13 protein-coding genes are annotated in these 14,036 nt (G+C 55.4%); 10 read left to right on the top strand and 3 right to left on the bottom strand.

What is annotated here, in order from left to right; translation table 11 throughout:
• Nucleotides 1–374 precede the first annotated feature (374 nt).
• The 8 genes from HALA3H3_RS07135 (at nucleotide 375) to HALA3H3_RS07170 (ending at nucleotide 8,015) form a co-directional block, all read left to right on the top strand.
• Nucleotides 375–1,295 carry a MerR family transcriptional regulator gene (locus HALA3H3_RS07135; protein WP_009288159.1) on the top strand — a complete coding sequence of 307 codons (921 nt, stop codon included), beginning with the start codon at nucleotides 375–377 and terminating at the stop codon, nucleotides 1,293–1,295.
• Between the two features lie 86 nt (nucleotides 1,296–1,381).
• Nucleotides 1,382–2,794 (top strand): deoxyribodipyrimidine photo-lyase, encoded by a 1,413-nt coding sequence (gene phrB, locus HALA3H3_RS07140; protein WP_089691162.1) that lies wholly within the window; start codon nucleotides 1,382–1,384, stop codon nucleotides 2,792–2,794.
• Nucleotides 2,795–2,825: 31 nt separating this feature from the next.
• On the top strand, nucleotides 2,826–3,257 hold the full coding sequence (locus HALA3H3_RS07145) for a nuclear transport factor 2 family protein (RefSeq protein ID WP_022520889.1): 432 nt from the start codon (nucleotides 2,826–2,828) through the stop codon (nucleotides 3,255–3,257).
• 36 nt (nucleotides 3,258–3,293) lie between these two features.
• Nucleotides 3,294–4,079 carry an SDR family NAD(P)-dependent oxidoreductase gene (locus tag HALA3H3_RS07150; RefSeq protein ID WP_022520890.1) on the top strand — a complete coding sequence of 262 codons (786 nt, stop codon included), beginning with the start codon at nucleotides 3,294–3,296 and terminating at the stop codon, nucleotides 4,077–4,079.
• Nucleotides 4,076–5,443, top strand: a complete 1,368-nt coding sequence (locus HALA3H3_RS07155; protein ID WP_022520891.1) for an NAD(P)/FAD-dependent oxidoreductase — start codon at nucleotides 4,076–4,078, stop codon at nucleotides 5,441–5,443. Before HALA3H3_RS07150 ends, HALA3H3_RS07155 begins: the two co-directional genes overlap by 4 nt.
• Entirely contained in the window at nucleotides 5,443–6,240 is a 798-nt protein-coding gene (locus HALA3H3_RS07160; protein WP_241254316.1) for a DUF1365 domain-containing protein, read from the top strand. The genes HALA3H3_RS07155 and HALA3H3_RS07160 overlap by 1 nt, the downstream gene beginning before the upstream one ends.
• Nucleotides 6,237–7,505, top strand: a complete 1,269-nt coding sequence (locus tag HALA3H3_RS07165; RefSeq protein WP_022520892.1) for an SAM-dependent methyltransferase — start codon at nucleotides 6,237–6,239, stop codon at nucleotides 7,503–7,505. Before HALA3H3_RS07160 ends, HALA3H3_RS07165 begins: the two co-directional genes overlap by 4 nt.
• Nucleotides 7,506–8,015: a DUF2878 domain-containing protein gene (locus HALA3H3_RS07170; protein ID WP_022520893.1), complete on the top strand. Its 510-nt coding sequence runs from the start codon at nucleotides 7,506–7,508 to the stop codon at nucleotides 8,013–8,015.
• Here the strand turns inward: HALA3H3_RS07170 and HALA3H3_RS07175 are convergent.
• Complete coding sequence (locus HALA3H3_RS07175) at nucleotides 7,993–9,834, bottom strand: putative bifunctional diguanylate cyclase/phosphodiesterase (RefSeq protein WP_022520894.1); 1,842 nt, start codon at nucleotides 9,832–9,834, stop codon at nucleotides 7,993–7,995. The genes HALA3H3_RS07170 and HALA3H3_RS07175 overlap by 23 nt on opposite strands.
• Before the next feature lie 281 nt (nucleotides 9,835–10,115).
• Between HALA3H3_RS07175 and fabA the strand changes: the two genes are divergently transcribed.
• Both fabA and fabB read left to right on the top strand, forming a co-directional pair.
• Nucleotides 10,116–10,631 (top strand): 3-hydroxyacyl-[acyl-carrier-protein] dehydratase FabA, encoded by a 516-nt coding sequence (gene fabA / locus HALA3H3_RS07180; protein WP_022520895.1) that lies wholly within the window; start codon nucleotides 10,116–10,118, stop codon nucleotides 10,629–10,631.
• A gap of 13 nt (nucleotides 10,632–10,644) precedes the next feature.
• Nucleotides 10,645–11,862 carry a beta-ketoacyl-ACP synthase I gene (gene fabB, locus HALA3H3_RS07185; RefSeq protein WP_022520896.1) on the top strand — a complete coding sequence of 406 codons (1,218 nt, stop codon included), beginning with the start codon at nucleotides 10,645–10,647 and terminating at the stop codon, nucleotides 11,860–11,862.
• Nucleotides 11,863–11,964: 102 nt separating this feature from the next.
• Here the strand turns inward: fabB and HALA3H3_RS07190 are convergent, their stop codons facing one another.
• Nucleotides 11,965–12,699 carry a lysophospholipid acyltransferase family protein gene (locus HALA3H3_RS07190; protein ID WP_022520897.1) on the bottom strand — a complete coding sequence of 245 codons (735 nt, stop codon included), beginning with the start codon at nucleotides 12,697–12,699 and terminating at the stop codon, nucleotides 11,965–11,967.
• Nucleotides 12,696–13,586: a sugar nucleotide-binding protein gene (locus HALA3H3_RS07195; RefSeq protein WP_022520898.1), complete on the bottom strand. Its 891-nt coding sequence runs from the start codon at nucleotides 13,584–13,586 to the stop codon at nucleotides 12,696–12,698. The genes HALA3H3_RS07190 and HALA3H3_RS07195 overlap by 4 nt, the downstream gene beginning before the upstream one ends.
• Nucleotides 13,587–14,036: the final 450 nt, after the last annotated feature.

Raw genomic sequence — 14,036 nt, forward strand, 5'->3', positions numbered from 1 at the left:
TATCGCTGGCGCTATGCGCAGCCATCAACTACTTGCGCACATGATTTCTTATACAATGCAAGTGGCCTGGCTCTGTGCGGCGACAGCTTCCGCGACGGCCGCGTTGAGGATGCCTGGCTATCCGGCCACCGTTTAGGAAAGGCGCTAATAGGCCGGTCGGTTCAATAAAGAGCGAGCTTAAATGATTAAGAAGGATTCTTATAAAGGTTGTACCGGGTAGCGACAAGTTGTACAAATGGGCATACAGTATCGTGCTAATGTTTAGTTTTTAAATCAGGCAACCTTTAAATGGAACATGAATCACCTTCGCCGCGGCGAACAATAACAAGCCCCTGCAGCGCCGCACTGCAGTCAACGAAGAGGTACTGGCGCCCATGAGTCTTAAGGCGACCCACCCCCCCGATACGCCACTCTATCCGATACGCGAGGTTTCTCGCTTAACTGGGGTGAATTCGGTCACGCTTCGCGCCTGGGAACGACGTTACGGGCTAATTCGCCCCCAGCGCACTCCGAAAGGTCATCGTCTTTACGCTCAGGACGACATCACCCGCATCGAACGCATCCTGCAGTGGCTCAATCGTGGTGTGCCGGTCAGTCAAGTCGCCGACTTGCTTGACCAGCCAGAAACAATTGAAGCCCCGTCACCTGATGCCGGAGACTGGGCGAGCCAGCGCCAGCAGTTGCAAGCTATTATCGAAGCGTTGGATCTCGCCAAGCTGGAGGCGTTTTATCATCAGAGTTTGGCGCTCTACCCACTGAGCGTGGCCATTAATGAACTCTGGCAGCCAGTTATTTTGACCTTAGAAGCCAAGTGGGCCATTCAGGCAGACCAGCTTGTTCGCCGCACGTTGGAAGCCTTTCTGCGCAGCCAGGTGGGCATCCGCTTGCACTATGCCAATCAGGCTACCCGTGGCCCGCTGATTCTACTCAACGCCATGCCCGACGACCCCGGCCCGCTGTGGGTACTGATGTCGGCGCTAATGGCCAGCGAGCAGGGCTACCGGGTGCAGATGCTTGACCACTCGCTGCCGCTTGAGGATCTTCCCCAGGCAGTGGCGCGGCTGCACTCGTCCATGGTGCTGCTCTCTAGCGGTCAGCGGGAGAGCGATAGCTATATCAACCAGGCGCTGCCTAAAGCGGCTGAGACGCTTAACGTACCCATCGGCGTATGCGGCGAAGTGGCTCGTCTGCGCGAAAACGATTTGCGCGATGGGCCAGTACACATGCTGGGCGATGACCTGCCTCAGGCGATTGCCCGGTTGCGCCCACTGTTACGCGAGTCTGGCGTACTCTAACCAGCGCGCCTTCATTCTGGCTGTTCGCCTTCGTGGCGACCGGCCATTTTTTTGTGTCGCAGGAGGCTCCTATGACCGGAAAGCCTATAAAGCATCAGTTGATATGGCTGCGCAGCGACCTGCGTATTGACGACAACAGTGCCCTCGCCGCCGCCGCGGTTAAGGGCCCTGTGATAGCGGTGTTTTTGCGCAGCATTCCTCAGTGGCAAGCGCATGGCCACGGCGCTAATAAGCTGGATTTTTGGGCGCGCGGCGTCGCTAGCGTCAAAACGGCGCTTAACGGTTTGAATATTCCGCTGCTGCATCGCGATATTGAACGTTATGACCAGGCACCCGAGGTGCTGCTTGAGATCGCTCGCGAATATGATGTTGAGCAGTTGCACTTCAATCACGAGTACGCGCTCAATGAGCGCCACCGCGACCAGGCTGTGCAAGACGCCTTCAAACAGGCCGGGATTACCGCACATGGCTACCACGATGCCATAGCGTTTGCCCCCGGCAGCCTGCTAACCGGGAAGGGCGACTACTACGGGGTATTGACACCGTTCTCCAAGGCGTGGCACAAGCAGGTCAGCGCTGATCAGTTGGCGCTGCGCGCGACGCCACAGGTACAAGCGGCGCTGGATATTCAAAGCGACCTGCTGCCTGAACTTCCCAAGCTTGATAGCTCCCCTATCGATGGGCAGCTGTGGCCAGCCGGTGAAAATGCCGCGGCGGATAACTTAGCGCGCTTCCTACGCTTTCGTGGTCGTCACTATAACGCCCAGCGCGACCTACCGAAGGTGCGCGGCACCAGTGAACTGTCGCCCTATCTAGCGCTAGGCATGATCTCCCATCGCCAATGTTTACAAGCGGTGATGAGCGAAAACGGCGGTCACTTAGCCGATGGCGATATCGGCCTTACTACCTGGGTCAACGAGCTGGTCTGGCGAGAATTTTATCAGCACGTAGCGGTGGGTTTTCCACAGGTGTGCCGCTACCAGCCCTTTCAGGAGCATACCAAGCAACTAGCTTGGCGTGACGATGACGAAGGCTTTCAGGCTTGGTGCGAGGGGCGTACGGGATATCCCATTGTTGATGCCGCCATGCGCCAATTAGTGAACACCGGCTGGATGCATAACCGACTGCGCATGATCACGGCGATGTTTTTAAGCAAACATCTACTGATTGATTGGCGACGCGGTGAAGCCTTTTTTATGCGCCACTTGATTGACGGTGAATTCTGCGCCAATAACGGCGGCTGGCAATGGGCGGCCTCTACGGGTACTGATGCTGCGCCCTACTTCCGTATTTTCAATCCCACCACCCAATCCACCCGTTTTGATGCGGACGGTGAGTTTATTGCCCACTGGCTGCCTGAGCTTGCCAAACTACCCGCCAAAGCGCGCCACGCGCCACCTCAGGATCTGCTTAGCGACGTCGATTATCCAGCGCCTATTGTCGATCACAAGGCAGCACGTCAGCGCGCCTTAGAGGCATTTAAATCGCTCTCTAAATAAATCTGTTGTAGCAACTACTAGGGAGACCGTGATGGCTGAGCCTGCGGTATTAGAGGCGTTCTGCGCCTTTTTCAATAAACTAGACAATACCTGTACAGAAAAGCTATACGAGGTATATACTGAAAATATAATTTTTAGTGACCCGCTGCACCATATTGAAGGTCGCGACGCGTTAGCGCTTTATTTTTCAACCATGTATGAAAATGTCGAGCAGTGCCACTTCACTTACCACACTCGACAGTTACAGGGTCAGCAAGCATTTGTCACCTGGAGCATGACGTTTATTCATCCCCGATTGGCAGGTGGCCAGCCGGTCAATGTGGAAGGCTGTAGCGCACTTACCTTTGCCGCCGATGGGCGCGTTGAGCGTCATCGCGATTATTTTGATGCGGGCGCCATGCTTTACGAACATTTACCGCTGATGGGAAGCGCCATTCGCTGGTTAAAAAAACGCCTTGCCTAAGCGATAACATCACCGCAGGGAACCCGAGGAGGCTTAATGAGCACATGGAAAACGCCCCAACGCATTTGGTTAACCGGTGCCACCTCCGGCATTGGTGAAGCGCTTGCGCGTAAGCTCATCGCCCAAGGCCACCAGGTAGTGCTTAGCGCGCGCAGTGACGAAGCACTCGAAGCTCTGTGCCGGGGCCACCCCAATGCCCACCCTCTCCCGCTGGATATCAGCGACCGTCAAGCAGTGCTCAAGGCGGGTAACGACATCCGCGAGCAGCTCGGGGCGTTAAATTTGGCGCTCTTTAATGCCGGCACCTGCGAATATCTGAATGCTCAGCAGTTCGATATGGACTTAGTCGAGCGGGTTTTGAAGCCCAATCTATTCGGCACTTTGTACGGCGTCGAAGCCGCACTGCCGCTGTTGCGCGCGGCGCGCAAAGAGGGCCTCCTGGCTCGGTTAGCCGCCACCTCCAGCGCTTCAGCCTATTTACCGCTACCTCGTGCGGAAGCCTATGGGGCGTCTAAAGCCGCGGTAAGTTACTTTTTAGAGTCGCTGCGCTTAGACCTTGATCAGGAGGGCATTGAGGTCAGCCTGATCCACCCTGGCTTTGTTAAAACGCCGCTCACCGAACGTAATGACTTCCCTATGCCGATGCAGGTAACGGCAGAGCAAGCAGCTGATGCCATTATCGCGGGGCTGGTGAAGGGGCGGCTGGATATCCACTTTCCACGCCGGTTTACCTATCTGGTCAAATTGCTGGGCATTTTGCCCCCCACTGTGCGCCGTCAGATTGGCCTGCGCATGACCCGCAGCCAAAAGGAGTCGTCATGAGCGCCATGGCATCGCAAAGTTCTGGGGCATCACAACGTATTGCCATTGTTGGCAGCGGTATTAGCGGCATGGCAGCGGGCTGGTACCTCTCCGCCCAACATGACGTCACGCTGTTTGAAGCAGATTCACGCCTGGGAGGGCACACCGCCACCATGGACGTGAACGTTGCGGAACACTCCTACGCTATTGATACCGGCTTTATTGTCTTTAACGACTGGACCTATCCGCACTTTCAGCGCCTTATGGCCACCCTGGGCGTCGCCTCACAAGCCACCGAAATGAGTTTCTCGGTACATGAAACAGCGCGGGATTTTGAGTACAACGGTCATACCTTGGGCTCGCTGTTTGCCCAAAGACGCAATTTGTTTAATCCCTCTTTTTATCGCCTGCTGGGCGACATTCTGCGCTTTAACAAGCAGGCCACCAACGCGCTGGAGAGCCAACAGCTTCCCGAATATATAACCCTGGGTGAATACCTGGATCGCAACCACTACAACCGCGATTTTCAGCAGCGCTACTTACTGCCCATGGGGGCTGCCATCTGGTCGGCCAGCATCAGTGATTTACGCGCTTTCCCGCTGGCGTTTTTTGTGCGTTTTTTTCGCAATCACGGCCTGCTATCGGTCAACCATCGCCCCCAGTGGTACACCCTGGTGGGCGGTTCGAAAAGCTATATCCCCGGTCTGACGGCGCCCTATGCATCGCGTATTCACCTCAATACACCGGTCACCCGAATTACCCGCAACAGTACCGGCGTTAGTATCACCACGCCCTCCGGAACCCAGCGCTTTGACCAAGTAGTGCTCGCCTGCCATGCCGACCAGGCCCTGGCCATGCTGGGCGACGCCAGCAGCGACGAGAAAGCGATCCTCGGCGCCATGCCGTACCAGGATAACGAAGTGGTGCTACATACCGATACCGCCCTGCTGCCGCGGCGCAAGCGCGCCTGGGCGAGCTGGAATTACCGCCTGGATCAGCGCGATAGCGAAGCACGGGTATCGGTCACTTACGCTATGAATATCCTTCAACGGATAGAGAGCGACACCACTTTTTGCGTGACCCTGAACGACAGCGCCAGCATTGATCCAAACAAGGTGCTGGGCCGCTACACTTACGCACACCCCCAGTTCACCCTGGCTGGCCAGGCGGCTCAGGCACGACACGCCGACATTTCGTCTACGGCCCATCGCACCCACTTTTGCGGTGCTTACTGGCGTAACGGCTTCCACGAAGACGGCGTGTGGAGCGCACTGCGGGTGGCGCAAGCGTTAGGCTGTGATGAAGCCGCCCCGCCGCCTGCGCCACCTTCCGCGCTACCTGCCCATGAGCTGCTAACGCCGCAAGGTGTCGAGGGGCTGAGTTGATGGCTAGCATGCTGACTGAAATGACAGCTGGGATAACCACCCAGCCACGCTCGCGTATTTATCGTGGCACCCTACGCCACCGGCGCTTTACGCCCAAATCCCACGCCTTTAGTTACCAGCTATGGATGGCCTGGCTGGATTTGGACGAGCTGCCCGAGCTGTTCGACAAAGTGCCCGGCTTTAGTGCCCGTCGCCCTGCGCTGGCGCGTTTTCGTCGCGAAGACTATCTGGGGCCGGTTGATCGCCCGCTGAAAACCGCCGTTCGCGAAGAGCTAATTCGGCAGTTGGGAAGCGCGCCTAATGGCCGTATCTGCGTGCTTACCCAGCTACGCACGCTGGGCTGCATGTTTAACCCTATTTCCGTCTACTACGCTTACGACCACCTGGGGCGACTGACAGCCGTATTAAGTGAGGTCACCAATATGCCCTGGCGTGAGCGCACCTGCTACGCCAGCGCGGTGGATCCCTCACGCCATAGTCACCAAGCACATTTCGATAAAGACCTCCACGTCTCGCCGTTTAACCCCATGGAGATGACTTACCGTTGGAAGTTTAATGCACCCGGCGAAAAGCTCTTTCTGCATATGGAAAATTGGCAGGATCAGCAGTGCCATTTTGATGCCACGTTGACCCTTGACGCCTCACCCGCCACCCGCGGCACGTTGCTAAAAGCCTTGGCTCGCCAGCCATGGATGAGCCTGAAAACCATTGCGGGTATTCATTTTGAAGCACTTCGCCTGTGGCTGAAGCGCGTCCCCGTTTATAACCACCCCAAGCGCAAGGAGACTTCAAAGTGACGACCCTGCGTTCCACGCCCCCTAACCTTCAACCGGTTGCCGAAAGCCGCTTAACCAAGTGGCTAAAGCCACGCCTAATGGCCCAACTGGACGCCTTTCGCGGCGGTCGTATCACCCTGATTGAAGGCGATCAGTGTCATCACTTGGGTCAGCAAGGCCCGCTGCAGGTGACCGTGGTGATATGCCACTCCCGCGCCTGGAAGCGCCTTGCCTTTGGCGGTACAGTGGGGGCTGCAGAATCGTATATGGACGGCGATTGGGACGCCGACGATCTGGTCGCCCTGGTACGGCTGTTCGCTGCCAACCTTGAGCATGTGAATGGGAAAATGGAGAACGGCAGCGCTCGCATTGCCCGCTGGCTGCTGGGTGCCGCCTACCGCTTTCAGCGCAACAGCCTAACTGGCTCGAAACGCAATATTGCCGCCCACTACGATATTGGCAACGATCTGTTTTCCACGTTTTTAGATCGTCATCACTGGATGTATTCAAGCGCCGTTTTCCCCTATCCAGAAGCCAGCTTGGAAGAGGCTTCTACCTATAAGCTCGATTTGATGCTTGAAAAGCTCGATGTACAGCCCGAGCATCACCTGCTAGAGATTGGTACCGGCTGGGGAGGACTGGCGATTCACGCCGCCAAAACCCGTGGCTGCCGTGTCACCACAACCACCATTTCGGACGAGCAGCACGCCCATACAGCAAAACGCATTATGGAAGAGGGGCTGGGGGACAGAATCACCCTGCTTAAGCAGGATTACCGGGAATTGACCGGCCGCTATGACCGGCTCATTTCGGTAGAGATGATTGAAGCGGTGGGGCATCAGTACCTCGATACCTACCTCAACAAGCTGGATAGCCTGCTGACCGACGATGGGCAGGCCATGCTGCAAGCCATCACCATCCGCGATCAGCGCTTTGAAGAAGCTAAACGCGATATGGACTTTATCAAGCGCTACATTTTTCCTGGCGGCTTTCTTCCCTCGCACCACGCCATGTTAACCAGCGTTATGCGTAAAACGTCGCTGAACATCGTCGCGCTGGATGAAATTGGCCCGCATTACGCGCGCACATTACGCGAGTGGCGCCACCGCTTCGAAGCCAGCCTGGAGCAGGTGAGAACACTGGGCTACGACGAGCGCTTTATTCGCATGTGGCGTTACTACCTGTGCTACTGCGAGGGTGGTTTTATCGAGCGCTCCATCGGCACCTGCCACCTACTGCTGGCGAAACCCGCGGCGAAACCCCTTCCGCTCACAGGCGCGCTCTAAATGGTATCGTGCAAGTGGCAGACGCTGGTGTTGAATGCCCTGCGCTTTGAGGCTGGCTGGCTACTATGCGTACTCGGTGGTTCATGGGTAGCAGCCTTTGCAGGGGGCAGCCTGTTGGCCTGGCATCTATGGCGCTGCGCGTGGCCCGGAGAGTGGCGCTTTATCGCCGGATTTGCGCTGCTGGGACTAGTGATTGATGGAGGCTTGCAATTACTAGGTGGTTTCGATTTTAACGATCAAACGCTGGTGCTAGGGCTTCTGCCGCTATGGCTATGGATGCTCTGGCCGCTGTTTGCCACCCTGGTCTATCACTCACTGGCCTGGCTGTGGCGCTACCCGCTGCTAGCCGCGCTATGTGGTGCCATTAGCGGCCCACTCTCTTATTATGGCGGCGCACTACTGGCAGAGGTGACCCTGTCGGCTTGGTTACTGCCCGCTCAGGCGCTCGTTTGGGCGTTGCTTTGTGTGGGTATTAGCTATTTTAAGCCTATGAGGCAGAGGGGACGGTGACTGGTGCAGGCACCAGACGTTTTTCCAACTCAGCGGCGGCAAGCGGTCGAGCAAAGTAGAACCCCTGTACGGACGTGCACCCGGCATTAACCAAGAACTGACACTGCTCTTTGGTTTCAACACCTTCGGCAATCACTCCTAGCCCCATGCCTTCCGCCATCGCTAGCACCGCCTTAACAATCGAGGCGTCCGCCTGATCGTGCGGCAGCTCTTTAATGAAGGCCCGATCGAGTTTAATTTTGTCCACCGGCAAGCGCTTCAAATAGCCAAGCGACGAATAGCCCGTACCAAAGTCGTCGATGGCAATCGCAAAGCCTTGATCCCGTAGCGCCTGCAAGCGTGGCCCCATATCCCCCGCACGCTCGTCGAGTAGCACCGACTCCGTCAGCTCTAAGCCAATTTGCGAAGACTTCAGTTGGTAACGCTTTAGGCAGGTCGTCAGTTGGCTCTCCAGGTCACCTTGAAACAGCTGCAGTGCCGAAATATTGACCCAAATTGTTAGCTTGGGCATAGCACTATTACGCCAATGGGCTTGCTGGGCACAGGCTTTTTCGATCACCCAGGCGCCCAGTTGACTCATTAAACCATGCCTCTCGGCCAACGGAATAAAGTCGCCTGGGGAAATCATGCCATCTTTGGGATGGCGCCAACGCAGTAACGCCTCCATGCCCACCAGCTCGCCGCTGGCAGGGTCATGCTGGGTTTGATAATGCAGTTCCAACTGGTCACCGGAAATAAGCGCGGCGCGCAGGTCACTGACCAGCGCCAGTTGAGGATTATCCTGCTTATCCAGCGCCGGGCGAAAGCGCTGACTTAAGTTACGTCCTAGCCGTTTGGCGCTATAAAGCGCCGACTCTAAGCGCTGGAAGAGTACGCCGGAGTCGTTACCATCTTCAGGCACGCGACAGCTGCCAATCGTGAGCCCTAAGCGCAGCGAGTGGTCGTTAATTTCAAAGGGCCGACTCATATGCTCACGCAGGGTGGCTACCCACTGGTCGTGATCGTCAAAAGTGGTGGTACGGATTACCATAAACTCATCGCCGCCCAGGCGCCCTACCACGCTCCCTGCTACATAGCCTGTTAGCCGCTGGGCAAAACGTGCTAACAGCCGATCACCCTGCTCAACCCCCAGGCTATCGTTGACTGATTTCAAACCATCTATATCCACCAGCGCCATATCCAGGCTCTCACCTGCGCGTAAATGGCGCAGCCGAGAGGCAAGCAGATCGTGGAGACGGCGACGGTTAGGCAGCCCAGTGAGAGGGTCCTCATAGCCGATACGGCGTAAATCGCGCTCACGAGCTTTTTGTGCCGAAATATCGGCAAACAAATTAATAAAATGGGTAATGTTGCCGCGTTTGTCGGTCACGGCACGGACTTTTAGCCACTCGGGGTACTCGTCGCCGTGTTTACGGCGGCTCCACATTTCACCTTCCCAGCGGCCGGTGCTTTTTAGCGTACTCCAAAACGTTTGATAAAAGGCTTTGTCATGGCGCGGGGCTGCCAGTGTCTCCAGCTTCAGCCCTTGAATCTCTTGGCTGGCATAGCCGGTAATTTCGGTAAATGCTGGGTTAACCACCATCACGCGATTTTGCGCATCGCTAATCACCATGGCATCGCTGGCAAGTCTTAACGTATCTTGCGACAGTCGCAGACGTAGCTGCTGTTGACGCACTTGTTTCCAGGCGTCCCACAGCCCAAGCGCGACCAGCGATGCTGCCACCAGACGTAGCATCGCATCAGGTATCCAAACACAGGCGGGAAGCGCCGTCAGTGCGACCCAAACTAACGGACGATTGAGTGAAACAGGAAGCCACATGGCGATTCGCTATACCCTATACAAATTAACTCAGATAAAAATTAGCGTTAGGTGCCATGCTGATCATGCCGCCTAATAAGTCACTTGGATACTCTATATTACGGCAATGGAACACTTATTGTGCATAATCGGCTATTAATGAGCCAAGCCGCTCACTTTTAGTGCTATCGGCCAACCCGCTAAAATCTCTAGTGATGGACGATAAATAGCCTGTTACGTGCATTCAGCGGTTTCGGGAAGTAGACTAGCCACACAACCAATTTGATATTCGGAACGATTCAGTGACCAAGCAACATTCCTTTGATCGCGAAGAACTGCTGGCCTGCTCCCGCGGCGAGCTATTCGGCCCCGGAAATGCACAGCTCCCGGCTCCTAACATGCTGATGCTTGATCGCATCAAGCACATTCACGAAGAGGGCGGTGAGCATGGCAAGGGCGAGCTGATCGCCGAGCTGGATATCACGCCTGACTTGTGGTTCTTTGACTGCCACTTCCCTGGGGATCCCGTTATGCCTGGCTGTTTAGGGTTAGACGCCATGTGGCAACTAGTTGGGTTTTACCTGGGCTGGCTAGGCCACCCTGGTCGCGGACGTGCGCTTGGCTGCGGCGAAGTTAAATTCAGCGGACAGATCCTGCCGGATGCACAAAAAGTGACCTATAGCATTAATATTAAGCGTATTATTACCCGACGTCTTATCTTGGGTATCGCCGACGGCACCGTAACCGTCGACGGACGCGACATTTATCAGGCTAATGATCTGCGCGTTGGCCTATTTACCTCCACTGCGAATTTCTGAACAGGAGGCTCCCATGCGACGAGTGGTAGTCACCGGCCTTGGCATCGTATCGTGCCTTGGCAACGACCAACGACAGGTCCTGGACGCGCTCAAAACTGGGCGTAGCGGTATTCGTTTTAAGGAAGAGTATGCCGAGCGTGGCTTCCGTAGCCATGTGGCAGGCAGCGTCGATATCGATCTTGAAGCACTCATTGACCGCAAACTGCTCCGCTTTATGGGCGACGCGGCGGCCTATGCTTACGTTTCTATGGCCCAAGCTATCGAAGACGCTGGGCTAAGCGAAGCGCAGGTCTCCAACGAGCGTACGGGGCTTATTGCGGGCTCTGGCGGTGCTTCAAGCGCTAATCAGGTTGAAGCAGCCGACATACTGCGCGAAAAAGGTCTGCGCCGCGTTGGTCCTTATCGCGTCACTCGGACAATGGGTAGCACTGTGTCAGCGTGCTTGGCAACGCCGTTTAAAATCAAAGGCGTCAATTACTCCATCTCTTCTGCCTGCGCGACCTCCGCACACTGTATTGGCAGCGCGATGGAACAAATTCAGCTTAACAAGCAGGATGTGGTATTTGCCGGTGGCGGAGAAGAGGAGCACTGGACCCTCTCCTGTTTGTTTGATGCCATGGGTGCGCTCTCTACCCACTACAACGATACCCCTGAAAAGGCCTCACGCCCTTACGATAAAGCTCGTGACGGCTTTGTTATCGCCGGCGGCGGTGGCATGCTGGTGTTGGAAGAACTCGAGCACGCTAAAGCCCGCGGCGCCAAGATCTATGGCGAACTGGTGGGTTACGGCGCGACTTCTGACGGCCATGATATGGTCGCCCCTTCGGGAGAAGGTGCTACGCGTTGCATGCGTCAGGCGATGGCAACGGTCGATGGTGATATTGACTACATCAATACCCATGGCACTTCGACACCCGTCGGCGATGTTGCCGAACTGAAGGCGATACGCGAAGTGTTTGGGAATACAACACCTGCCATGAGCTCGACCAAATCGCTCACCGGCCACTCCCTGGGGGCTACCGGTGTACAGGAAGCGATCTACTCACTGCTGATGATGCAACACAACTTTGTTGCCGCCTCAGCGAATATCACCGATTTGGATGAGCAGGCCGACGGCTTTGATATTGTCACCGAACGCCGCGATGACGTGACGATAGAACGTGCCTTGTCTAATAGCTTCGGCTTTGGCGGTACCAATGCGTGTTTAGTCTTCCAGCGTTTCAACGACTAACGCTACGGCTACTCGCATGATAAGCATAAAAACGGCGCCCATTGGGCGCCGTTTTTATGCTCAGGCTTTTATGTACAGGCGTAACGTATACGCAAAAGACGGTTACCGAGAGGTAGGCCGTGGCACGTCTGAAATTTCCTGTAACTGCGCTTCAATCCACGCCTCGACGTCTGCGAGCACTTCATCGGGCATACGCCCGGCTGTTTCAATCGGCTTACCAATGCGCACACGCAGTACGCCTGGCCGCTTAACCCAGTGGCGGCCTGGCCAGCGTTCACCCGCATTATGAGCCACCGGCAATACCGGCACCCCTGCCCGACACGCCACCACGCTACCACTTTTGTTATAGCGTTTGCGGATGCCTGGATCTACCCGTGTCCCTTCAGGAAAAATCAGTACTGAAAGCCCCGTTCCCAAACGCTCGACGCCTTGAGTAAGCACTTGCTTCATCGCCCGTGCTGGTTTCGAGCGGTCCAGACTAATCGGGCGAAGCAGACGCAACCCCCAGCCAAAGATTGGCAGGCGCAGTAATTCGCGCTTTAACACGGTACATACCGGTGGCTTCATCACCTGTAGAAACACGGTTTCCCACTCACACTGGTGGTTGGCTTGAATCACACACGGGCCACTGGGCAGGTTTTCCCGCCCTTGGATGTCGTAGCGCACCCCACAGGCAATACGAAACCACACCATCAAAAAGTAGTTATACAAGTTAAGCAATCGGTAGCGGCCAGACAGTGGAAGAAACGGCGCAATGGGCAGAAACAGGATGCCGATCATCAGCATGGCCAAAAAGTAGCCAGCATAAAAGACCAAGCTGCGAACCACATTTATCAAGCCGACGCTCCTGTATTGCTGACACGGTTACTTTCACGGGTTAAACACCACGTATCCAACATACGCCCAGCCTCTAACCGCCACGGTTTTTGATGAACGCCAAACACATCCAGCACACGCCGGCAGTTCAAAACGCGCCGTAGCTTTGCATCATGATGATGTTTAAGCGGCTGAACCTCGCCGAGGGTAATCTGCTCACCGCGCCCCTCAAGGTGCGTTAACAGCTGAGTACGCACCATGGAGGTAAAGGTAAAGGCGCTGACCGGCTCGGTGCCAGCAAGATGGTAAGCCCCCCAAGCCTCAGCACCGCTGACCTGCTGCTGTAGCATGCCAATCAGTGCCATGGCAACGGCATCCGCGGAGGTCGGGCAAAAAATCACATCCTCCGCAGCGCGCACTGCCTTCCCGAGTACCAAATCACCAATGATGTCATTTAGCCACGCATGGCTTCCTTCCAGCGCAAACAGCGGGCCTAAGCGCACAATCAAATGACGCCGAAACTCCGCACGGATGCGATCACCGGTCTGCACCAGACGGCGCAAGCTATCATCCCGTGGCGCGGGCACCACATGCTCATCAATGGGGACATCCAAACCATCTTCATAGAGCTGATCGGAGACACACCATATCAACGCTACGTCTTGCGCCTGGCAGGCATCCAGACAAATATCTACCGCATCGGCATGCGCCGTCACATCCGCTGGCGCCATATTCAGTGGATGGGCCAACGGTGGAATAATCACGGCGTCGGGGGCTATCGCCTCAAGACGAGAGGCGGTAATGATTGTACCCTGTTCAATGACTAACTCCGTATCGGCGCGACGGCTTGCTTCCCGAGCCAGTGCCAAGTTTAAGCAGTGGCCGGCATCCAATATCAAAAGTTTCACAACCATCCTCTGCACAATTTACAAACATTAGTGCCAACCACCCAAGATCTAGGCACTGTCGTACAAGATAAGGCTCATGGCTGCCGCTCGGCGACAGGAGCGGTACACTTTACTGGTTCTCGCCCCCCGTAGGAAGCCTCCTCACCGCCGTGACCGACGAATTTGGCCGCTATTACGGTCAGAATAAACCGCGTGAAAAACCAATCTTAAATAGCTGCATAATGGATATTATCAGAGTAAAGCGCCTTAAACACTGGTGACGAGATGGAATCAACCACAGTCTATTGCTTAAAAAACTAATAACTCTCTAATGACATTATTGACTATATAGGCAGTAAAAAGAGTTCAAATAGTAATCAATCATCAACTCCAAAAAACTAAATCCTCATTATAAGATAATTATTTTTTTAGCCATATTTCTAAACAACTTACCAAACACTCATATTACAT

Origin of the sequence: Halomonas sp. A3H3, from assembly GCF_000982975.1 — a bacterium.
Classification (GTDB): Bacteria; Pseudomonadota; Gammaproteobacteria; order Pseudomonadales; family Halomonadaceae; genus Vreelandella; species Vreelandella titanicae.

Bases quoted from the DNA above. Each gene is read 5' to 3' on its own strand.
- HALA3H3_RS07150 (WP_022520890.1), top strand. From the start codon at position 3,294: ATGAGCACATGGAAAACGCCCCAACGCATTTGGTTAACCGGTGCCACC.
- HALA3H3_RS07170 (WP_022520893.1), top strand. From the start codon at position 7,506: ATGGTATCGTGCAAGTGGCAGACGCTGGTGTTGAATGCCCTGCGCTTT.
- HALA3H3_RS07155 (WP_022520891.1), top strand. From the start codon at position 4,076: ATGAGCGCCATGGCATCGCAAAGTTCTGGGGCATCACAACGTATTGCC.
- HALA3H3_RS07135 (WP_009288159.1), top strand. From the start codon at position 375: ATGAGTCTTAAGGCGACCCACCCCCCCGATACGCCACTCTATCCGATA.
- fabB (WP_022520896.1), top strand. From the start codon at position 10,645: ATGCGACGAGTGGTAGTCACCGGCCTTGGCATCGTATCGTGCCTTGGC.
- HALA3H3_RS07160 (WP_241254316.1), top strand. From the start codon at position 5,443: ATGGCTAGCATGCTGACTGAAATGACAGCTGGGATAACCACCCAGCCA.
- HALA3H3_RS07175 (WP_022520894.1), bottom strand. From the start codon at position 9,834: ATGTGGCTTCCTGTTTCACTCAATCGTCCGTTAGTTTGGGTCGCACTG.
- HALA3H3_RS07145 (WP_022520889.1), top strand. From the start codon at position 2,826: ATGGCTGAGCCTGCGGTATTAGAGGCGTTCTGCGCCTTTTTCAATAAA.